Below are 19,265 nucleotides of genomic sequence, written 5' to 3' on the forward strand. Positions count from 1 at the left end.
GCTGGATATTTTGGCTCCCCGACCTGGACTCGAACCAGGGACCTGCGGATTAACAGTCCGTCGCTCTACCGACTGAGCTATCAGGGAACATCAAACTTGTTACTGCTGACATCAAACCAACATCACATCGCTGGCTTGCTGCACTGGATATTTTGGCTCCCCGACCTGGACTCGAACCAGGGACCTGCGGATTAACAGTCCGTCGCTCTACCGACTGAGCTATCAGGGAATTGCCTAAAGAGGTGCGCAGTTTAGACAGCGATCGCCGATTCGTCAAGCCCGAAAAATGAATTTTCCGGGCTTGACGTCTGCATCAACTTAGGCGTCCGGGCTAGCCGGGGCCTGAGTTTGAACCTGTACCAGTTCGACAGGCGCCTCGCCATCTTCAGCCTGGCGCACCACTTCGCGACGACGCTTGCCCTTCAGCACCGGCTCTGGTTGCACCACTTCCGGCAGCTCGCTGGCAGCACGCGTGGTCACCATCACCAGACCGGCTGTCGCCGCGGCATCAAGCACCGCCACTGGTGCCGGCTCGGCCACTACTTCCGCCACCGGCGCCAGCACTTCCTCAACCGCAGCGGCTTCGGAAACGGCTTCGGTAACGAGCTCGGCAGGCACTTCCGCCACTGGCTCGGACACTACTTCAACCACTGCCGCAACGTTGGCCGCAGGCTCTGGCTGGACTTCGACTACAGGCGTCACCAGCACAGCCTCATCAAGCGCAGGTTCTACCACCTCGGCAGTAACCAGTTCCGGCGCAGCCGGCTCGACGGCGACCACTGCAACGGCCTCGGCAACTTCGGCTTCCACCACCTCAACCGCAGCAACCGGCTGTGCCACTTCCTCGGCAGCCACTGGCGCCGCCTCGGCCACCACAGCGGCATCGGCCACCACCTCGGTTGCCTGCTGTTCAGCAGTCACTTCGGCACCGGCCTCACCGGCTACGGCCGTGTCATCACGACGGTCACGACGGCTGCGACGACGACGGCGCTCACGTGGCTCGCGCGCTTCGCGCTCACCCTGCTCCGGCGCAACTGCGGCCTCTGTCACCACCGCATCCACAACCACCGCATCCGCCACTGGCTGTTCGGTTTCCAGCTCCGGCGCCTGCACCACTTGCTGTTCCTTGGCGACTCGCTGCTGCTCGCGCTCACGGCGACGGTCGTTACGCTGGTTGTCGCGCTGTTCTTTCACGGCACCATCAGTCGCGGCATCGCTGCGCGCCACCATTGCATTCGCGTTATCGCGCGGCTCACGCGGTTCGCGTTCGCGGCGTGGCGCACGCTCGGCACGGGCCGGCGCCTGACCTTCTTCGCGCACTTCATTGCGACGATTGTCGTTGCGTGGCTGGCGCTCCTGGCGTTCGGCACGGCCTTCGCCCGGTGCGCGCTCTTCCCGCTCGCGGCGGCCGTTGCTGCGGCGCTCGCCATTACGCTGGCGCGGATTGCGCGCTTCACGCTGCGGACGCTTCTCTTCGACCACCGGCTTGGTTTCGCTCACCTGCGGTTCCGGCGACAGCACCGACTTAAACCAGCCAACCACACGGGCCAGCAGACCCGGCTCGGCAACCACCACCGGTGCGGCTGCGACCGGTGCAACCGGTTCGGCAGCCTGCGGTGCCGGCTGGGCCGGGGTTACACCCTTGACCGCGGCTTCCTGGCGCTCCAGCTTAGGCTTTTCCTGGCCGAACGGGTGCGAGGTGTCTTCTTCCGGCATTTCGACGCGCTGATAGCTCGGCGCATCGCCGACTTCCGCCAGATCGTCGTGGCGTACGCGCACGATCTTGTAGTGCGGGGTTTCCAGGTGCAGGTTAGGAATCAGTACCACCGCCACATCCAGACGCGCTTCGATGGAGTAGATCTCGGCACGCTTCTCGTTGAGCAGGAAAGTGGCCACATCGACCGGCACCTGCGCGTGTACCGCGCCGGTGTTTTCCTTCATCGCTTCTTCCTGAATGATGCGCAGGATGTGCAGGGCGGAGGATTCGATGCCGCGGATGAAGCCGATACCGTGGCAACGCGGGCAGGCTTCGTGACTGGTTTCACCCAGGCTAGGCTGCAGGCGCTGACGCGACAGTTCCAGCAGGCCGAAACGCGACAGCTTGCCCATCTGCACGCGGGCACGGTCGTGCTTCAGCACGTCGCGCAGGCGGTTTTCCACGTCACGCTGGTTTTTCTGGCTTTCCATGTCGATGAAATCGATCACGATCAGGCCACCCAGGTCGCGCAGGCGCAACTGGCGGGCGATTTCTTCCGCCGCTTCCAGGTTGGTGCGGAACGCGGTGTCCTCGATGTCGGAACCCTTGGTGGCACGCGCCGAGTTGACGTCGACCGACACCAGTGCTTCAGTGTGGTCGATGACAATGGCACCGCCGGACGGCAGGGTGACCGCACGCGAGAACGCGGTTTCGATCTGGTGTTCGATCTGGAAGCGCGAGAACAGCGGCACCGGGTCCTTGTACAGCTTCACGCGGCCAACGTTGTTGGGCATCACGTGGCTCATGAACTGGCGCGCCTGTTCGTAGATTTCTTCGGTGTCGATCAGGATTTCGCCGATGTCGGGCTGGTAGTAGTCGCGGATGGCGCGAATCACCAGGCTGCCTTCCTGCAGGATCAGGAACGGCGCAGACTGGGCACCGGCGGCGCTGTCAACGGCACGCCACAGTTGCAGCAGGTAGTTCAGGTCCCACTGCAGCTCTTCCAGCGAACGGCCGATACCGGCGGTGCGTGCGATCAGACTCATGCCACCTGGCACTTCCAGCTGCGACAGCAGGTCTTTCAGCTCCTGACGCTCTTCCCCCTCGATGCGGCGCGACACGCCACCACCACGCGGGTTGTTCGGCATCAGCACCACATAGCGGCCAGCCAGGCTGACGTAGGTGGTCAGCGCGGCGCCCTTGTTGCCACGCTCGTCCTTTTCGACTTGCACGACAACCTGCATGCCTTCGCGCAGCACGTCCTGGATACGCGGACGGCCGCCTTCGTGCTGCTGGAAATAGCTGCGGGAAACTTCCTTGAACGGCAGGAAACCGTGACGGTCGGTGCCGTAGTCGACAAAACACGCCTCCAGCGATGGCTCGATCCGGGTGATGGTGCCCTTGTAGATGTTGCCCTTGCGCTGTTCTTTACCGACGGTTTCGATATCGAGGTCGATGAGCTTTTGCCCGTCGACGATGGCGACACGCAGTTCTTCTGCCTGTGTCGCATTAAAAAGCATGCGTTTCATTAATATGTCCCTACGCGTGCACTCACGCTAGGGGTACAGCAAGTATTTGACGGCTCAATGAGTGTAATGAGCGCATGCCGTTAAGAAGTGTCGGAGTAAAGAGCAACTGAACTGCGATCGGGTTAAGCCAACTTCTTGTTCTACACGCGGCCCCTGCTGCGCCATGCTTCGGCGCTTACCAAACCCACCCTGCCTTGGCGGCAGGATCGGCAAAATCGGGTGGCCACGTCGGGTCAAATTTTGCTGCAAAGCTTCGGAGCGGGCCTTATCGCCCCGAAACGGGAAACTGGCGTGAGTGCGTCATGCATCTAAATGCATTAACATCGCTACTTCGGGGTGAGCGAGATAACCATGGCTGCGCCCGGTACAACCGGCGTCAGGTCAGGACCAATGTCCTGCCGGCCGGTTTTTGTTGCGCAGCAGCGCCACAGGCAGTATTGTCTGCGACCCATTTCCGGTGTGCTACACATCGCACTATTTCAGGCGAAGGAGCCAACGGAGTATAAGCAATATGACTGACATTCGCAAAGATTCCGTTACATTCATCACCGTCGACGAAAACGGTGCCGATCAGCGCCTGGACAACTACCTGACGCGCCTGCTCAAGGGCGTGCCGAAAAGCCATATTTACCGCATCATCCGCTCCGGCGAGATCCGCGTGAACAAGGGCCGCGCCGACGCGATGCAGCGCCTGCAGCAAGGCGACGAACTGCGCATTCCGCCGATCCGCCTCGCCGCCAAGGCGACCGACGGCCAGGTGGTGCCCGGCGCCAATTTCCCGATCGTGTACGAGGACGAGGCGCTGCTGGTAATCAACAAGCCGGCCGGCGTCGCTGTGCACGGCGGCAGCGGCGTGTCGTTCGGCGTCATCGAGCAATTGCGCAAGGCGCGCCCAGACGCGCGCTACCTGGAGCTGGTGCACCGCCTCGACCGCGAAACCTCCGGCCTGCTGATGATCGCCAAGAAGCGTTCGGCGCTGGTCAAGCTGCACGAGATGATCCGTAACGACGTGCCGCAGAAGCGCTACTTCGCGCTGGCGCTGGGCCAATGGCCGGACAAGATCCGCCACGTGAAGTTGCCGCTGCACCGCTTCCACACCCCGAGCGGCGAGCGCATGGTGCGCGTCGACGAGACGCTCGGCATCTACGCGCATACCATTTTCACCGTGCAGCAACGCTACCGCGACTTCACGTTGCTGGAGGCGCTGCTGCGTACCGGCCGCACCCACCAGATCCGCGTGCACATGCAGGCCAACGGCTGCCCGATTGCCGGCGACGAAAAATACGGCGATTTCAGCGCCAACCGCGAGTTGCAACGCCACGGCCTGAAGCGCATGTTCCTGCATGCGGCCAACCTGGTGCTGCCGCACCCGCTCACCGGCGAGGAGCTGCAACTGCAGGCACCGCTGCCGCCCGAACTGACCCGCTTTCTGGATACCCTGCCCCAATCATGACTAGCCGTTTCGATCTGATCGTGTTCGACTGGGACGGAACCCTGATGGATTCCACCGCCCACATCACCCGTTCCATCCAGGCTGCCTGCCAGGACCTCGGCCTGCCGATCCCGCCGCGCGAACGCGCCAGCCACGTAATCGGCCTCGGCCTGATCGACGCCATGCGCGTGGTGTGTCCCGGCCTGCCCGAGGCGCGCTACCAGGACATGGTGCAGGCCTACCGCCACCACTATCTGGCCGGCGACGAGACCATTGAGCTGTTTGACGGCGTGGCCGAAGGGTTGGCCGCACTGGAGGCCGCCGGCTACCTGCTGGCGGTGGCCACCGGCAAGAGCCGCGTCGGCCTGGACCGCGCGCTGAACGTCACCGGCCTGGCGCCGCACTTCCTTGCCACCCGCACCGTCGACGAATGCCACTCCAAGCCGCATCCGCAGATGCTGCTGGACATCACCGACCAGCTGGGCGTTGCGCCTGCGCGCACGCTGATGGTCGGCGACACCACCCACGACCTGCAGATGGCACTCAACGCTGCCACCCTCAGCGTCGGCGTCAGCTACGGCGCGCACCCGGTGGAAGACCTGCTCGATTGCGAACCGCTGGCGATTTTCGATGTCTTTGACGATCTGCAGCAGTGGCTGATCCAGCAGCGCAGCTGATCTGCGATGCCGATGCCCTGCGGGATGGCGGCAAGGGCGTGCGCTTCGAGATCCAACACCACGGCGAGACGGCGGCCGCATTTGTCATTCGTCATGGCGGCGTGGTATACGGCTACCTCAACCGTTGCCGTCACGTACCGGTGGAGCTGGACTGGCAGGAGGGTCGCTTCCTTGACGGCGACGGCGACTACCTGATCTGCAGCATGCATGGTGCGCTGTACCTGCCAGACAACGGCTACTGCGTTGCTGGCCCCTGCCGCGGACTATCGTTGCAGTCGCTCGCGGTCGCCGAGCGCGAGGGTCGGATATACTATTTACCGCAAGCCGACGGCGCCTGATGCGCGTTGCGGCCAACGTTGCGGAAGATTGAGGCAAGCATGGAGCAAGAACCCAAATGGGAGCGCCAGCTGATTGAAAAGCTGGCTGGCGCGGCACTGCTGGAACAGAAGCGCACCCGCCAGTGGAAGACCTTCTTCCGGCTGGCGTGGCTATTGCTGATCGGCACGCTGCTGGCGATGTTTTTCTGGCAGGACGAACAGGACAGCAGCACGCTGGGCGGCAAGCACACCGCGGTGATCTCGCTGGACGGCGCCATCGACAGCGACAGCAACGCCAGCGGCCGGCTGCTGGAAGGGCTGGAGCACGCCTACAACGATCGCAACACCAAGGGCATCATCATCCGCGCCAACAGCCCCGGCGGCAGCCCGGTGCTGTCCGGCATCGCCAATGACGAAATCCGCCGCCTGAAAAAACTGCACCCCACCATTCCGCTGCACGTGGTGGTGGAAGAAGTGTGCGCCTCCGGCTGCTACTACATCGCCGCCGCCGCCGACAAGATTCACGTCGACAAGGCCAGCATCATCGGCTCCATCGGTGTGGTGTCGGACGGCTTCGGCTTCGACAAGGCGATCGAGAAGCTCGGCATCGAGCGCCGGCTGACCACCGCCGGCAGCAACAAGGCAATGAATGACCCGTTCTCGCCGCGCGATCCGCAGCAGCAGGCCATCCACCAGTCGCTGCTCGATGAAATCCACCAGCAGTTCATCGCGGTAGTGAAGCAGGGGCGTGGCAGCCGGCTGAAGGCCGACGCCGAAGTCTTCAGCGGCCGGGTGTGGCTGGGCAGCGGCAGCATCGCGCTAGGGCTGGCCGATGACCTGGGCTCGGTCAGCTCGGTGGCCCGCGAGCAGATCCAGGCCGAAGAGCTGGTCGACTTTACTCCTAGTGACGGCTTCGGCGACTTTTTTGCCAAGCGCATCGGTGTCAGTTTCGCCGGTGGCATCCGCGCGCTGTTCGACACCCGCCTTTTCTGACCTCAGACACGGAGCATTCATGGCACGACGCCGCAAACAGGAAGAAGTCCACGAAAACCACGAACGCTGGCTGGTTTCCTACGCCGACTTCATCACCCTGCTGTTTGCCTTCTTCGTCGTGATGTATGCCATTTCGCAGGTCAACGAAGGCAAGTACCGGGTACTGTCGACGTCGATGATCGACGCCTTCCGCAGCGGCAACCTGGCGATCCAGGCCACGCCGCCATCCGGCAGCGCCAACACCATGATCGAAATCCCCAACACCAAGCCGATCGCCACCGCGGTTGAGGGCCAGCAGCGGCTGCAGGAACGCGCGCGCCTGAAACAACTAGCCGACGACATCGGCAAGAGTCTGGCACCGCTGATGCAGGGTGGTCAGGTCAGCATGCGCCAGGACGACGAAGGCATCCACATCGAAATCAAGGACACCGCGCTGTTCCCCGTCGGCCAGGCGCTGCCGTCCGGCAACTCGCCGCAGATCCTGTCGGCGGTGGCACAGCAGCTGGCGCAGGTGCCGAACGAGGTGCGGGTGGAAGGTTTTACCGACAATATCCCGATCCGCAACGCCTTCTTCCCGTCCAATTGGGAACTGTCCGCCGCCCGTGCCGGCAGCATCGTGCGCCTGTTCATGGAAAACGGCATCGCGCCGGAACGGCTGGTGGCCGTTGGCCGCGCCGAAACCATGCCGGTGGCAAACAACACCTCTGCCGATGGCCGCGCCCGCAACCGCCGCGTGGCGATCACCATCATTGCCAAGACCAGCGGCAAGAGCGAGGACATCAGCGCCGCGACCGCGAGCAACCTGCTGCCGACCTCGGCCACCGCCCCCTGAACCACCGCCAAGTAGAGAGACCATCCGCATGAGCACACCTGTCAGCCACGCCGCTCTGGAACAACTGTTCCTCAACGCCCGCACGCACAGCAGCTGGCAAGACCGTCCGGTCAGCAAGGAAACCCTGCACCAGCTGTTCGAGCTGATGAAAATGGCGCCGACCAGCGCCAACTGCTCGCCGGCACGCCTGGTGTTCGTGCAGTCGCCGGAAGCCAAGGCCAGGCTCAAGCCCTGCCTGTCGGAAGGCAACCGGGACAAGACCATGGCGGCACCGGTCACCGTGATCGTCGCCATGGACCTGCACTTCTACGAGCAGCTGCCGCGCCTGTTCCCGCACACCGACGCCCGCAGCTGGTTCGCCGGCAACGACGCCGCGATCCAGAGCACCGCCATGCGCAACAGCTCGCTACAGGGCGCCTACCTGATCATGGCCGCCCGCGCGCTGGGGCTGGACTGCGGCCCGATGTCCGGCTTCGACAACGCCGCCGTGGACGCCGCCTTCTTCCCGCAAGGCAACATCAAGAGCAACTTCCTGATCAATCTCGGCTACGGTGACGCCAGCAAGCTGTTCCCGCGCGCACCACGCCTCGGTTTTGACGACGCCTGCCAAATCCTTTAACCCTGTTGTGGCGCGAGCCGTGCTCGCGCCTTACGGAGAAAGCCATGCTTTACCCGCTGTTACGCCCCTTGCTGTTCCGCACCGATGCCGAATCCGCGCACGAAACCACCCTGTCGCTGCTGGATACCGCGTATCGCCTGCAATTGACCGGCTTGCTTAGCCGCAAGGTTGGCCGCAATCCGGTAAAAGCCATGGGCCTGACCTTCCCCAATCCGGTCGGCCTCGCCGCCGGCCTGGACAAGAACGGCGACCACATCGACGCCCTCGCCGCGCTCGGCTTCGGCTTCATCGAGATCGGCACCGTGACGCCGCGCCCGCAGGACGGCAACCCCAAGCCACGCCTGTTCCGCGTGCCGGAACACGAAGGCATCATCAACCGCATGGGTTTCAACAACAAGGGCGTCGACGCGCTGCTGGAGAACGTGCGCAACAGCCGCTTCCAGGGCATCCTCGGCATCAATATCGGCAAGAACGCCAGCACGCCGATCGAGAACGCCAAGGACGACTACCTGACCTGCCTCGACAAGGTGTACGAGTGCGCCAGCTACGTCACCGTCAACATCTCCTCGCCCAACACCAAGAACTTGCGCCAGCTGCAGCAGTCCGATGAGCTGGGCGAGCTGCTCGCCGCGCTGAAGAACCGCCAGTCGCGCCTGGCCGACCAGCACGGCCGCTATGTGCCGCTGGCGGTGAAGATTGCGCCGGACTTGGATGCCGAACAGACACAGGAGATCGCCCGCCTGCTGACCGAGCACCAGCTGGACGCGGTGATCGCCACCAACACCACGCTGTCGCGCAGCGAGATCGCCGGCCATCCGCTGCAAAACGAGGCCGGCGGCCTGTCCGGCGCGCCGGTGCGCGAGCGCTCGACGCAGCTGATTCGCAACCTGGCGCGGGCGCTGGACGGCGCGCTGCCGATCATCGGTGTCGGCGGCATCCTGTCCGGGGCCGACGCCCAGGAGAAGATCGACGCCGGCGCCACGCTGGTGCAGCTGTACTCCGGCCTGATCTACCGTGGTCCGGGCCTGATCAACGAATGCGCCGAAGCGCTGCGCAACAAGCGTCGCGACTAAACCCGTCCATGAAAGGGAGCATCATGAACCGCAGACTACTGCAACTGGGCGGCAGCGCCCTGCTGGCCGTGGCTCTGGCCAGCGGCTGCGCCAATACCTCCGACTCCGGCCAGGTCTACAGCAAGGACCAGATGCGCATGGCGCACGTGGTCGAATTCGGCCAGGTGATCGCCGTCAAGAACGTGCTGATGGAAGGCAACCGCAACGAGCTGCTGACCATGGGCGGCACCGCGCTGGGCGGCCTGGCCGGCAGCAACATCGGCAAGGGTAGCGGCGCCGTCGCCGGTGCCATCGTCGGCGCCATCGCCGGCGGACTGGCGGCGCAATCGGCACAGCAGTCGCTGAATACCAAGCCGGCGCTGGAAATCACGGTGAAACTGGATAACGGCGGCAAGATGCTGTCCATCGTGCAGGAAGCCGATGTGCCGTTCAGCCAGGGCCAGCGCGTGCGGGTACTCAGCGGCGGCGGCACCACCCGCGTCAGCCCGCTGTAAACGGGCAGCGCCCGCAAAAAAACAGGCACCCGCGGGTGCCTGTTTTCATGGCAAGGTTGGCCGCAATCAGGGCTCGAACGCGCGCCAGCGGCCATCGTCCAGCCGCTCCAGCGGCCGATAGCGCGTCTTGTAGGCCATCTTCGGCGATTCGGCGATCCAGTAGCCGAGATAGAGATAGGACAGCTGCAACCGGCGCGCGAGATCCACCTGCCACAGCACGTTGTAAACGCCGTAGGCGGTGCGCGGCTGATCCGGATCGAAAAAGGTATACACAGCCGACAGGCCGTCATCCAGCCGGTCGATCAGGCTGACCATGCGCAGCACGCCCTGCTCGCGAAACTCCACCAGCCAGCTCTCGACCCGGCTCTTCAGGATGAACTCCGCGTACTGCCCCGGATCATCCTCCGACATGCCGCCACCGTCGTGGCGCGCCTGCTGGTAGCGGCGGTACAGCTGGAAATGCTCGTCGACAAAGCCGAGCGGCAGGATGCGCGCGCTCAGCTCGCCATGGCGGCGCAGCGCGCGGCGCTGGCTGCGATCCGGCACGAAACGCGCCACCGGGATGCGCACCGGCACACAGGCGCGGCAGGCATCGCAATACGGCCGGTAGGTGAAGTGGCCGCTGCGCCGGAAGCCCAGCCCCACCAACTGGCTGTAGACCGTGCTGTCGATCGCTTCCGCCGGCACCGCAACCTGGGAGCGAGCCTGGCGGTCATCCAGGTAGCTGCAGGCATACGGTGCCGTGGCGTAGAAATGGATGATGGCAATGGCGTCGTTATCGCGATGGCTCATGATCGTAGACGTAATCCCACACTGTATCCGGCAATGGACAACGCAGCAGCTGCTGCACCCGGGCGACAAACAGCTCCCGCCCGATCAGGCGCGCACCAAGGCTGGCGAGGTGCGCAGTCGGCATCTGGCAATCGATCAGCCCAACACCGTGGGCGAACAGATGCTGTGCCATGTGGATGAAGGCGATCTTGGAGGCGTCGCGGCGGCGGTGAAACATCGACTCGCCGTAGAACATGCCGCCGATGGCGACACCGTACAGCCCGCCGGCCAACTCGTCGTCCATCCACACTTCAAAGGAATGGGCATAACCCTGCCGATGCAATTCAGTATAGGCGGCGATCATCTCCGCGGTGATCCAGGTGCCGCCCTGCTCGTCGCGCTGCACGGCGCAAGCCTGCATTACGGCGCCGAAGGCACGGTCGGTGGTCACGCGGTAGCGGCGGTTGCGCAGCACCTTGGCCATCGAGCGCGAGACTTTCAGCGCGCCCGGTTCCACCACCATGCGCTGCGACGGCGACCACCACAGGATGGGGTCTTCCGGGGAGAACCAGGGAAAAATGCCGTGAGAATAGCCAGCAAGCAGACGGGCAACGGACAGGTCGCCGCCGGCGGCCAGCAAGCCATCCGGCTCGGCCATTGCCAGCGACACGGGCGGGAATTCCAGACTCCGCCCAAGCCAGGGAATCATCGACGGAAAGGCTTGCGCTCGCTCTTGCTGCAGTCTTCGCATTCACCGTACAGATAGAGCGAGTGGTCCTGGATGCTGAAACCGTGCTGCGCGGCGATCTGGTTCTGCAATTCCTCGATTTTCGGATCGAAGAACTCGGTCACCTTGCCGCAGCGGTAGCACACCATGTGGTCATGATGGCCGCCTTCGTTCAGCTCGTAGACCGCCTTGCCGGATTCGAAGTGGTGACGAATCAGGATACCGGCCTGTTCGAACTGGGTCAGCACGCGATAGATGGTGGCCAGACCGATATCCGCATCTTCGGCGATCAGCTTCTTGTACACGTCCTCGGCCGACAGATGGCGATCCTTGCTGTTCTCGAACAGCTCCATGATACGCAGGCGCGGGCCGGTTGCTTTCAGGCCGATGTCTTTGAGATGGCTGGCTTTGTTCATCATGGGGGGTGGGTATCTTTGGTGAGTGGTCTTACAGTATGATAAAACCTTTTCCAGGATTCCCCAACCCGTACGGTGGTGTGGTCACGATGTTCAAGACAATTTCTACGCTTTTCATAACCAGCCTGCTGTTGACCGCCTGCTCCTCGGTCAATCCGATGACCTGGTTCTCGCCTCACCGCATGGTGATCCAGCAAGGCAATTACGTGACAGAAGACGCGGCCGCCCGCGTCAAGCCGGGCATGACCCGCTCGCAAGTACGCTTCCTGCTGGGCACCCCGCTGCTGAATGACATCTTCCATGCTGACCGCTGGGACTACCCTTACCGCATCGAGCGCCAGGGCCAGCCGGCAGAAGAAAAACGCCTGACCGTGTTCTTTGACAAGGACACCGTCACTCGCGTGGAAGGCAACGCCTTCCCGGCGCCCCGCCCCGCTATCGACAACCCACCACCTGCCGGACAGAATTGATGAGCCTGAACATTGTCATCGTCGGCGCCGCTGGCCGCATGGGCCGCACGCTGATCGAATCCGTACTCGACACCCCTGAAGCCCGCCTGCACGCCGCACTGGAACGTGAAGGCTCGCCGTTTGTCGGCCAGGATGCAGGCCTGTTCATGGGCCGCGACACCGGCGTCAAGATCAGCACCGACTTCAACGCGGCGCTGGATGGTGCGCACGTGGTGATCGACTTCACCCGCCCGGAAGGCACGCTGGCGCACCTGGCCGCCTGCGTCGAGAAAAAGGTGCAGATGATCATCGGCACCACCGGTTTTGACGATGCTGGCAAGGCCGCCATCGCCGCCGCCGGCGAGCAGATCGGCATCGTGTTTGCGGCCAACTTCAGCGTGGGGGTGAACCTTACCTTCAAACTGCTGGACATGGCCGCCCGCGTGCTGAACGAAGGCTACGATATTGAGATCACCGAGGCGCACCACCGCTTCAAGGTCGATGCCCCGTCCGGCACCGCGCTGCGCATGGGCGAAGTGGTGGCCGAGGCCTTGGGTCGCGACCTGAAACAGTGTGCCGTCTACGGCCGTGAAGGCGTCACCGGCGAGCGTGATCCGGGCACCATCGGCTTTGCCACCGTGCGCGCAGGCGACGTGGTCGGCGACCATACCGTGCTGTTCGCCGCGCTGGGCGAGCGCGTGGAGATCACTCACAAGGCCTCCAGCCGCGCCACCTTCGCCAACGGCGCGGTGCGCGCCGCCAAGTGGCTGGCCGCCAAGCCGCACGGCGTCTTCGACATGCAGGATGTGCTGGGCCTGCATTAATGCCCGCGCCACACTGAGATGTCGGCACGCACGCTGCTGATCCTGCTGGCCAGCCTCACCGGGCTGGCCTTCTTCATTTCCCTGCTCGCCGGCGAACACGTCACGGCCAGGCTGGCCGCCCTGTTCGCTCTGCCCGGCCACGATGCGCTGGAACGCGAGCTGCTGTTGGCGCTGCGCCTGCCGCGCGTGCTCAGCGCCGCCGCCGCCGGCGCGCTGCTGGCCACCGCCGGCCTCGCCATCCAGGCCCGCTTTCACAATGACCTGGCCGAACCCGGCCTGATCGGCATCTCCGGCGGCGCAGCACTGGCCGCCGCGCTGGCGCTGGCCGCCCGCTGGCCGACGCTGGCGGTCTCCATCGCCGCCTTTGGCGGGGCGCTGGCGGCACTGCTGCTGGTCAGCCATCTGGCCCGCGGCCGCGCCACCGCCACGCTGATTCTGGCCGGCGTCGCCGTCAACGCGCTGTGCGGCAGCCTGCTGACACTGCTGATTAGCACCCTGCCCGATGGCGCGCTGCGCAGCGTCACCTTCTGGCTGATGGGCAGCTTTGCCGGCAGCGACGGCCACCAGGCCTGGCTGCTGGCGCTGCTGGCCGCCGCCGTCACCCTGGCGCTGCAGCGCCAGGGACGCTTCCTGCAGGCGCTGCAACTGGGCGACCGTGCCGCGTTCTACAGCGGCTTCAACGTTGGCCGCAACGGTGCCGTCACCATCGCGCTGGCAGCACTGGCCGCCGGCGTGGTGGTGTCGCAATGCGGCATGGTCGGCTTTGTCGGGCTGATGGCGCCACACATCCTGCGCCGCCTGACCGGGCTGCACCTGCCGACGCTGCTGAAACTGGCGCCACTGGCCGGCGCCCTGCTCACGCTGCTGGCCGATCTGGCTGCGCGCGAACTGCTGTACCCGGCCGAGCTGCCGGTGGGGGTGATCACCAGCCTCGCCGGTGCGCCGTTCTTCCTGTACCTGCTGACCCGCAAGCGGCCAACCCATGCTTGAAATCCGCCGGCTGTCGCTGCGCCACCCCGCCCCACTGCACGACATCGATTTTGCCTGCGCCGCGGGCGAAGTCACCGTCATCCTCGGCCCCAACGGTGCCGGCAAAAGCACGCTACTGCACGCCATCGGTGGCTACTACCCGGCAGCAGCGGGCGAAATCCTGCTCGCCGGCGAACCCCTCGCCGGCATCGACGCCGCCCGCCTCGCCAGCTACCGTGCGCTGATCGAACAGCATCCGGCACGGCCGGCGGGCATGCGCGTGGCCGATCTGCTGCACATCGGCGTGGCGCAAGCCGATCGCGCGATGCTGGCGCAGGCACTGGACCTGTGCGGCAGCCAGACGCTGCTGGCGCGTGACTGCGCCAGCCTGTCCGGCGGCGAACTGCAGCGCGTGCACCTGGCGCGGGCGCTGCACCAGCTGCTGGCCAGCAAGGCCGCGCAGCGCTACCTGCTGCTGGACGAGCCCACCGCCGCACTGGATATCGGCGCTGCCAACCAGCAGCTGGCAACCCTGCGGCAACTGGCGCAGCGCTGGCAGCTGGGCATGGTCGCGGTGCTGCACGACGTCAACCTGGCGCTGCGCCATGCCGACAAGGTACTGCTGCTCAAGGACGGCGTGCAAATCGCCCACGGCGACACGGCACAGGTGATGACGCAGAACCGGCTGGAACAGGTCTACGACACCCGTCTTGCCGAACTGAGCGACCGCCACGGCCAGCGCGCCTTCATCGCCTGCTGAGCAGGCAAGCGGCGGCCGATGGTAAGCCGTCGGCTACACAAGAAAAGCCTATCGAAGCCCGCTGCCATTGTGCGCGCCACACTAAAAATGTCATAAAGTGCTGCCAGCACGCCATTGTGGCAGGCTACAATCGGCCAACCATCAGCGTTGCCGGCAATATCCGTGCGCCGCAGCGTTTAGCCTTTACCGCGTCGTCCGCTCCGAGTCACCGCATGAAAGACAATTTCTCCGCCGCCCCCAGTCGCCCGGCCATGATTCTGGCCGGTGTGCTGATGCTGTTGATGACGGCAGCGGCCGCGTTATTGCTGCCCTACGCCAACCAGCCCACCGCCGGCAGCAATCTGCGGCCGGTGCTGATTACCGCGCTGGCGGTCAACAACAGCATCATTGCCTACCTGATCCTGCTGCATTTCTACGTCAAGCGCCGTCCCGCCACCGGCCTGCTCGGTGCCGCGTTCGCCTACTCGGCGCTGATGGCCATCTACCAGCTGCTGATGCTGCCCGAGGTGTTTCCTGGGCAACTGAGCCTGCAACTCGGCTCGCACCTGAGCATCTGGCTGTGGTTCGCCCGCCTCGCCGGTTTTGCCATGCTGATCATGCTGGCGATGCTGTGCCTGGCGTGGCAACCGAAACCGCCACTGTCGCCGCGCCTGAGCAGCAGCTTCCTGCTCGGCTGTCTGCTGCTGGCGCTATCGCTGGTATGGCTGGTGACGCAGTGGTTGCCACCTCATCTGCCCGACCTGAGTCGACTGGTCAGCCAGCAAGGCGACTATCGGGCACTGCGTGACAGCGGCCTGCCCATTGCCCTGCTGCTCAGCTGGGGCGGTGCGCTGGCCAGCGTGCTGCTGGTCACGCGCTTGCGCAGCGCCTTTCACTGCTGGCTGGCGTTGTGCTGCTATGGCTATCTGCTGTACCTGGTGCTGGTGTTCTCCTCCAGCCAGCGGCTGACGGTCGGCTGGTATGCCTCGCGCTTTTTCGAACAGTTTGCCGCCACCATCATGCTGGGGGCCCTGCTTTTCGAGGTATTCCGCCTGCAAAAACGGCTGCAAAGCTCCTACAGTCAGGCGTACGAAACCTCGATTCGCGACAGCCTCACCGGCCTGTTCTCCCGCCGCCACTTCGACAGCGCACTGGACACCCTCCGCCAGCGCCCGCCGGAGCAGGCGCGCCCGTTCACGGTGCTGATGGCCGACATCGACCATTTCAAGCGCTACAACGACAGCTTCGGCCACGTACAAGGCGACGACTGCCTGCGCCAGATTGCCGCCTGTATGGCGCAGCAGCTGCGCGATGGCGACACCCTGGCCCGCTACGGCGGCGAGGAATTCATCGCGATCCTGGATGGCTGTGACGAGCTGCACGCAGCGCAGATTGCCGAGCGCATCCGCTGCGCGGTGGAGCAACTGGCCATTCCCGCGGCCAGCGATACTGCGGCGCAAGCTGCGGTGGTGACCGTCAGCATCGGGCTGCATTGCCAGCCGGCAGCGGCATTGACGACGGAACACCAGCTGGTCGAGCTAGCCGACAAGGCGCTGTACCTCGCCAAGCATCAGGGGCGCAACCGGGTCTGTCGCCTGTCGGGGGCAGCCTTGCCGACGGGCTGACCGTAATCTTGCCGGTACAGCGGTCCGGCCGACGGCGGGTAGCGGCTTGTCGCCGAAGGCACCGCACCGCTAGTCATCCGCTGCCAGCCATGGCGACACCGCCGCCGCAGCGCCCGGCTCACAATTCACCGCCATCAGCACATCAACGACTCCCACGCGGCGTGCCGCACAAACGACTTGCGGCCAACGTTGGCCGCAAGTTCGAAGCAGGTAACCGGCGACGGCCGGCGGTTCAGAGGCTGGCTGCCGCCACCTCCGGATGGCAGTCGAAACGCTGCTGTACCGTGCCGTCGCTGTCGACACTTTCCAGCTTGACGCCGAAGCCCCATAGCCTGGCGACATGCTTCAGCACCTCCTGCGCGCTGGCCTCGTCCAGCGGTTTGCGATTGTGGCGAGTATGGCGCAGGGTCAGGCCGCGATCACCGCGCACGTTCACCGACCACACCTGGATGTTCGGCTCGCGCGAGCCGAGGTTGTACTGCTCCGACAATTTGGCACGGATCGCCTGGTAGCCCTGTTCGTCGTGAATGGCGGACACCTCCAGCTTGTCGTCGCGGTCGTCGTCGCGGATGGCAAAAAAGCGGAAATCGCGGATCAGCTTGGGCGACAGGTATTGCGAGATAAAGCTCTCGTCCTTGAAGTTCTTCATCGCGAACTCCAGCACCGGCCGCCATGGCGTGCCGGCAATGTCGGGGAACCACTCGCGGTCCTCGTCGGTGGGGGCCTCGCAGATGCGCTTGATGTCCTGGTACATGGCAAAGCCCAGCGCGTACGGATTGATGCCGTTGTACCAGCGCGCGGTCACCGGCGGCTGGTACACCACATTGGTGTGGCTCTGCAGGAACTCCATCATCGCGCCATCGGTCAGCATCTCCTTGTCGTACAACCGGTTCATCAGCGTGTAGTGCCAGAAGGTGGCCCAGCCCTCGTTCATCACCTGGGTCTGGCGTTGCGGATAGAAATACTGCGCCACCTTGCGCACGATGCGCACGATCTCGCGCTGCCACGGCTCCAGCAGTGGCGCCGATTTTTCGATGAAATAGAGGATGTTTTCCTGCGGCTCGCTCGGGAAGCGCGGCGCCGTGCGGCTGGCACCGTCCTTTTCCCGGCGAGGGATGGTTCGCCACAGGTCGTTGACCTGCAACTGCAGGTAGTTTTCACGTTCGACCTGCCGTGCCTGCTCCTCGGCCAGCGACAGTTTCTGTGGCCGCTTGTAGCGGTCGACACCGTAGTTCATCAGCGCGTGACAGGAGTCCAGCAGCTCTTCCACCGCATCGATGCCGTAACGCTCCTCGCAGCGGCTGATGTACTGCTTTGCGAATACCAGGTAGTCGATGATGGCCGAGGCGTCGGTCCAGGTGCGGAACAGGTAGTTGCCCTTGAAGAAGCTGTTGTGGCCATAGGCGGCATGCGCGATCACCAGTGCCTGCATGGTCATGGTGTTCTCTTCCATCAGGTAGGCGATGCAGGGATTGGAATTGATCACGATTTCATAGGCCAGCCCCATCTGGCCACGCTTGTAGCCTTTCTCGGTCTGCACGAAGTGCTTGCCGAAGCTCCAGTGCTGGTAGTTGACCGGCATGCCGACCGAGGAATAGGCGTCCATCATCTGCTCGGCGGTAATGATCTCCAGCTGCACCGGGTAGGTGTCGAGGTGAAACTCGCCGTGCGCGATCTCGCGGATGGCGGCGTCGTAACGTTCAATCAGATCAAAGGTCCATTCGGAGCCGGTAGAGATCGGTTTCATGATGCCTCGCTCTCCATATGTGTGCTGCTGGGGGCTAGCGGGTGGCAGGCTGGCGTTTGAACAGCTCGCGGAACACCGGGTAGATGTCCGCCGGCGAGCCGATCTTCTGCATCGCGAAGTGCTTGTAGTGCTCGGCCACTTTAAGGTACTCGTACCACAGGTTTTGCGGCTCGCCCTGGGTGATCTCGATATAGGCGAAGTACTGGCACCACGGCAGCAGGCTTTCCTGCATGATGCGGCCACAGTTGGCCGAGTCGCTGTCCCAGTTGTCGCCGTCGGAGGCCTGCGCCGCGTAGATGTTCCAGTCGCGGTTGGCGTAGCGCTTCTGCACGATGTCGTGCATCAGGTTCAGCGCCGACGACACCACGGTACCACCGGATTCGCGGGAGTGGAAAAAGTCCTCCTCGCTGACCTCGACCGCACTGGTGTGGTGGCGGATGAACACCACCTCGATCTTTTCGTAATTGCGCTGCAAGAACAGGTACAGCAGGATGAAAAAGCGCTTGGCCATGTCCTTTTTCGACTCGTCCATCGAGCCGGACACATCCATGATGCAGAACATCACCGCCTGGCTGGTCGGTTTGGGCTGCTTGACACGGTTGTTGTAGCGCAGGTCGTAGGGATCGATGAACGGGATGCGGTTGACCTTCTCGCGCAGTGCGTGGATGCGCTTGCGCCGCTCGCGCACCTCCGGGCCGGAGTCCGCGTCGGACTCCAGCAGCGTGTCGAGGTCTTCTTCCGCCTCGCGCAGCTGGCGCAGCGTCGGTGCCCCCATCGCCACCCGGCGCGCCAGCGCGCCGCGCAGCGAGCGCACGATGCTGATATTGGCCGGGGTGCCGTCATTGGTATAGCCGGCGCGCACCGATTTCATCTCCTCGATGCCCATCAGCTGGGTCTTGATCAGGTTGGGCAGCGCCAGATCCTCGAAAAACACGTTCATGAATTCTTCGCGCGACAGCTGGAAGGCAAAGTCGTCCTCGCCCTCGCCTTCGTTACTGGCCTTGCCGCCGCCACCGCCGGCGCCACCGCCCTGCGGACGGTTGATGCGGTCGCCGCGGATGAACTCCTCGTTGCCGGGGTGGACCTGATCATTACGGCCACCGCGGCCATGATGAAAATTCGGCTCGGAGATATCCTTTACCGGAATGGACACGCTCTCGCCGCTATCGATGTCGGTGATGCTGCGTCCCTTGATGGCCTTGCCGACGGCCTCCTTGATCTGGGCCTTGAAGCGGCGCAAAAAACGCTCGCGGTTGACCGCCGACTTGTTCTTGCCGTTGAGTCTTCTGTCGATGATATTCGACATGATTGTCTCCTAGCCTTGTGTGCGGTACGC

The 19,265-nt window shown here is 64.1% G+C and carries 19 protein-coding genes and 2 tRNA genes; 13 read left to right on the plus strand and 8 right to left on the minus strand.

Annotation, left to right across the window (positions count from 1 at the left end; all coding sequences use genetic code 11):
- Positions 1–11: 11 nt before the first annotated feature.
- From ACG97_RS09665 to ACG97_RS09675, 3 genes are all read right to left on the minus strand, one after another.
- Positions 12–87, minus strand: a tRNA-Asn gene (locus ACG97_RS09665).
- Positions 88–153: 66 nt separating this feature from the next.
- Positions 154–229: transfer RNA gene (locus ACG97_RS09670), tRNA-Asn, on the minus strand.
- A gap of 89 nt (positions 230–318) precedes the next feature.
- Positions 319–3,225 carry an Rne/Rng family ribonuclease gene (locus tag ACG97_RS09675; protein WP_047967155.1) on the minus strand — a complete coding sequence of 969 codons (2,907 nt, stop codon included), beginning with the start codon at positions 3,223–3,225 and terminating at the stop codon, positions 319–321.
- Positions 3,226–3,736: 511 nt separating this feature from the next.
- Between ACG97_RS09675 and ACG97_RS09680 the strand changes: the two genes are divergently transcribed.
- The 8 genes from ACG97_RS09680 to ACG97_RS09715 are packed head-to-tail and all read left to right on the plus strand — an operon-like array spanning position 3,737 to position 9,662.
- Positions 3,737–4,678 (plus strand): RluA family pseudouridine synthase, encoded by a 942-nt coding sequence (locus tag ACG97_RS09680; protein ID WP_047967156.1) that lies wholly within the window; start codon positions 3,737–3,739, stop codon positions 4,676–4,678.
- Positions 4,675–5,334, plus strand: coding sequence for an HAD-IA family hydrolase (locus tag ACG97_RS09685; protein WP_047967157.1), 660 nt, complete (start codon positions 4,675–4,677; stop codon positions 5,332–5,334). Before ACG97_RS09680 ends, ACG97_RS09685 begins: the two co-directional genes overlap by 4 nt.
- Positions 5,310–5,672, plus strand: a complete 363-nt coding sequence (locus tag ACG97_RS09690; RefSeq protein WP_047967158.1) for a Rieske 2Fe-2S domain-containing protein — start codon at positions 5,310–5,312, stop codon at positions 5,670–5,672. The genes ACG97_RS09685 and ACG97_RS09690 overlap by 25 nt, the downstream gene beginning before the upstream one ends.
- Before the next feature lie 39 nt (positions 5,673–5,711).
- Complete coding sequence (locus tag ACG97_RS09695; protein ID WP_047967159.1) at positions 5,712–6,644, plus strand: S49 family peptidase; 933 nt, start codon at positions 5,712–5,714, stop codon at positions 6,642–6,644.
- A gap of 19 nt (positions 6,645–6,663) precedes the next feature.
- Positions 6,664–7,476: a flagellar motor protein MotD gene (gene motD, locus ACG97_RS09700; protein ID WP_047967160.1), complete on the plus strand. Its 813-nt coding sequence runs from the start codon at positions 6,664–6,666 to the stop codon at positions 7,474–7,476.
- 28 nt (positions 7,477–7,504) lie between these two features.
- The gene (locus tag ACG97_RS09705) at positions 7,505–8,095 is read left to right on the plus strand and encodes a malonic semialdehyde reductase (RefSeq protein WP_047967161.1); all 591 of its coding nucleotides are present in this window, start codon (positions 7,505–7,507) and stop codon (positions 8,093–8,095) included.
- Between the two features lie 44 nt (positions 8,096–8,139).
- Positions 8,140–9,168, plus strand: a complete 1,029-nt coding sequence (locus ACG97_RS09710) for a quinone-dependent dihydroorotate dehydrogenase (RefSeq protein WP_047967162.1) — start codon at positions 8,140–8,142, stop codon at positions 9,166–9,168.
- 23 nt (positions 9,169–9,191) lie between these two features.
- Positions 9,192–9,662, plus strand: coding sequence for a glycine zipper 2TM domain-containing protein (locus ACG97_RS09715; protein WP_047967224.1), 471 nt, complete (start codon positions 9,192–9,194; stop codon positions 9,660–9,662).
- A 66-nt stretch (positions 9,663–9,728) separates the two neighbouring features.
- On the opposite strand, the gene ACG97_RS09720 is transcribed toward ACG97_RS09715, so the two are convergent.
- Genes ACG97_RS09720 through fur form a run of 3 tightly spaced genes read right to left on the minus strand, consistent with a single transcriptional unit; the run spans position 9,729 to position 11,576 of the window.
- On the minus strand, positions 9,729–10,454 hold the full coding sequence (locus tag ACG97_RS09720) for an arginyltransferase (RefSeq protein WP_047967163.1): 726 nt from the start codon (positions 10,452–10,454) through the stop codon (positions 9,729–9,731).
- Positions 10,438–11,103, minus strand: coding sequence for a leucyl/phenylalanyl-tRNA--protein transferase (gene aat, locus ACG97_RS09725; protein ID WP_238377307.1), 666 nt, complete (start codon positions 11,101–11,103; stop codon positions 10,438–10,440). Before aat ends, ACG97_RS09720 begins: the two co-directional genes overlap by 17 nt.
- 35 nt (positions 11,104–11,138) lie before the next feature.
- Positions 11,139–11,576 carry a ferric iron uptake transcriptional regulator gene (fur, locus tag ACG97_RS09730; RefSeq protein WP_202902742.1) on the minus strand — a complete coding sequence of 146 codons (438 nt, stop codon included), beginning with the start codon at positions 11,574–11,576 and terminating at the stop codon, positions 11,139–11,141.
- An 89-nt stretch (positions 11,577–11,665) separates the two neighbouring features.
- Between fur and ACG97_RS09735 the strand changes: the two genes are divergently transcribed.
- From ACG97_RS09735 to ACG97_RS09755, 5 genes are all read left to right on the plus strand, one after another.
- Positions 11,666–12,046, plus strand: coding sequence for an outer membrane protein assembly factor BamE (locus ACG97_RS09735; RefSeq protein WP_047967225.1), 381 nt, complete (start codon positions 11,666–11,668; stop codon positions 12,044–12,046).
- Entirely contained in the window at positions 12,046–12,849 is an 804-nt protein-coding gene (gene dapB / locus ACG97_RS09740; RefSeq protein ID WP_047967166.1) for a 4-hydroxy-tetrahydrodipicolinate reductase, read from the plus strand. The genes ACG97_RS09735 and dapB overlap by 1 nt, the downstream gene beginning before the upstream one ends.
- 18 nt (positions 12,850–12,867) lie before the next feature.
- Complete coding sequence (locus tag ACG97_RS09745; protein WP_047967167.1) at positions 12,868–13,839, plus strand: iron ABC transporter permease; 972 nt, start codon at positions 12,868–12,870, stop codon at positions 13,837–13,839.
- Positions 13,832–14,578, plus strand: coding sequence for an ABC transporter ATP-binding protein (locus ACG97_RS09750; protein ID WP_047967168.1), 747 nt, complete (start codon positions 13,832–13,834; stop codon positions 14,576–14,578). Before ACG97_RS09745 ends, ACG97_RS09750 begins: the two co-directional genes overlap by 8 nt.
- Positions 14,579–14,790: 212 nt before the next feature.
- Positions 14,791–16,182, plus strand: coding sequence for a sensor domain-containing diguanylate cyclase (locus ACG97_RS09755; RefSeq protein ID WP_047967169.1), 1,392 nt, complete (start codon positions 14,791–14,793; stop codon positions 16,180–16,182).
- A gap of 232 nt (positions 16,183–16,414) precedes the next feature.
- Here the strand turns inward: ACG97_RS09755 and ACG97_RS09760 are convergent, their stop codons facing one another.
- Positions 16,415–17,929 carry a SpoVR family protein gene (locus tag ACG97_RS09760; protein ID WP_047967170.1) on the minus strand — a complete coding sequence of 505 codons (1,515 nt, stop codon included), beginning with the start codon at positions 17,927–17,929 and terminating at the stop codon, positions 16,415–16,417.
- Positions 17,930–17,963: 34 nt separating this feature from the next.
- Positions 17,964–19,235 carry a YeaH/YhbH family protein gene (locus ACG97_RS09765; RefSeq protein WP_047967171.1) on the minus strand — a complete coding sequence of 424 codons (1,272 nt, stop codon included), beginning with the start codon at positions 19,233–19,235 and terminating at the stop codon, positions 17,964–17,966.
- Positions 19,236–19,265: the final 30 nt, after the last annotated feature.

It is taken from the genome of Vogesella sp. EB (assembly GCF_001037925.1).
GTDB lineage: Bacteria > Pseudomonadota > Gammaproteobacteria > Burkholderiales > Chromobacteriaceae > Vogesella > Vogesella indigofera.

Excerpts from the sequence above, each read along its gene's own strand:
- ACG97_RS09720 (WP_047967163.1), bottom strand. The coding sequence starts at position 10,454 with ATGAGCCATCGCGATAACGACGCCATTGCCATCATCCATTTCTACGCC.
- ACG97_RS09680 (WP_047967156.1), top strand. The coding sequence starts at position 3,737 with ATGACTGACATTCGCAAAGATTCCGTTACATTCATCACCGTCGACGAA.
- ACG97_RS09695 (WP_047967159.1), top strand. The coding sequence starts at position 5,712 with ATGGAGCAAGAACCCAAATGGGAGCGCCAGCTGATTGAAAAGCTGGCT.
- ACG97_RS09710 (WP_047967162.1), top strand. The coding sequence starts at position 8,140 with ATGCTTTACCCGCTGTTACGCCCCTTGCTGTTCCGCACCGATGCCGAA.
- ACG97_RS09755 (WP_047967169.1), top strand. The coding sequence starts at position 14,791 with ATGAAAGACAATTTCTCCGCCGCCCCCAGTCGCCCGGCCATGATTCTG.
- ACG97_RS09765 (WP_047967171.1), bottom strand. The coding sequence starts at position 19,235 with ATGTCGAATATCATCGACAGAAGACTCAACGGCAAGAACAAGTCGGCG.
- ACG97_RS09750 (WP_047967168.1), top strand. The coding sequence starts at position 13,832 with ATGCTTGAAATCCGCCGGCTGTCGCTGCGCCACCCCGCCCCACTGCAC.
- ACG97_RS09715 (WP_047967224.1), top strand. The coding sequence starts at position 9,192 with ATGAACCGCAGACTACTGCAACTGGGCGGCAGCGCCCTGCTGGCCGTG.
- ACG97_RS09760 (WP_047967170.1), bottom strand. The coding sequence starts at position 17,929 with ATGAAACCGATCTCTACCGGCTCCGAATGGACCTTTGATCTGATTGAA.
- fur (WP_202902742.1), bottom strand. The coding sequence starts at position 11,576 with ATGAACAAAGCCAGCCATCTCAAAGACATCGGCCTGAAAGCAACCGGC.
- ACG97_RS09745 (WP_047967167.1), top strand. The coding sequence starts at position 12,868 with ATGTCGGCACGCACGCTGCTGATCCTGCTGGCCAGCCTCACCGGGCTG.
- ACG97_RS09675 (WP_047967155.1), bottom strand. The coding sequence starts at position 3,225 with ATGAAACGCATGCTTTTTAATGCGACACAGGCAGAAGAACTGCGTGTC.
- ACG97_RS09735 (WP_047967225.1), top strand. The coding sequence starts at position 11,666 with ATGTTCAAGACAATTTCTACGCTTTTCATAACCAGCCTGCTGTTGACC.
- ACG97_RS09705 (WP_047967161.1), top strand. The coding sequence starts at position 7,505 with ATGAGCACACCTGTCAGCCACGCCGCTCTGGAACAACTGTTCCTCAAC.
- dapB (WP_047967166.1), top strand. The coding sequence starts at position 12,046 with ATGAGCCTGAACATTGTCATCGTCGGCGCCGCTGGCCGCATGGGCCGC.
- motD (WP_047967160.1), top strand. The coding sequence starts at position 6,664 with ATGGCACGACGCCGCAAACAGGAAGAAGTCCACGAAAACCACGAACGC.
- ACG97_RS09685 (WP_047967157.1), top strand. The coding sequence starts at position 4,675 with ATGACTAGCCGTTTCGATCTGATCGTGTTCGACTGGGACGGAACCCTG.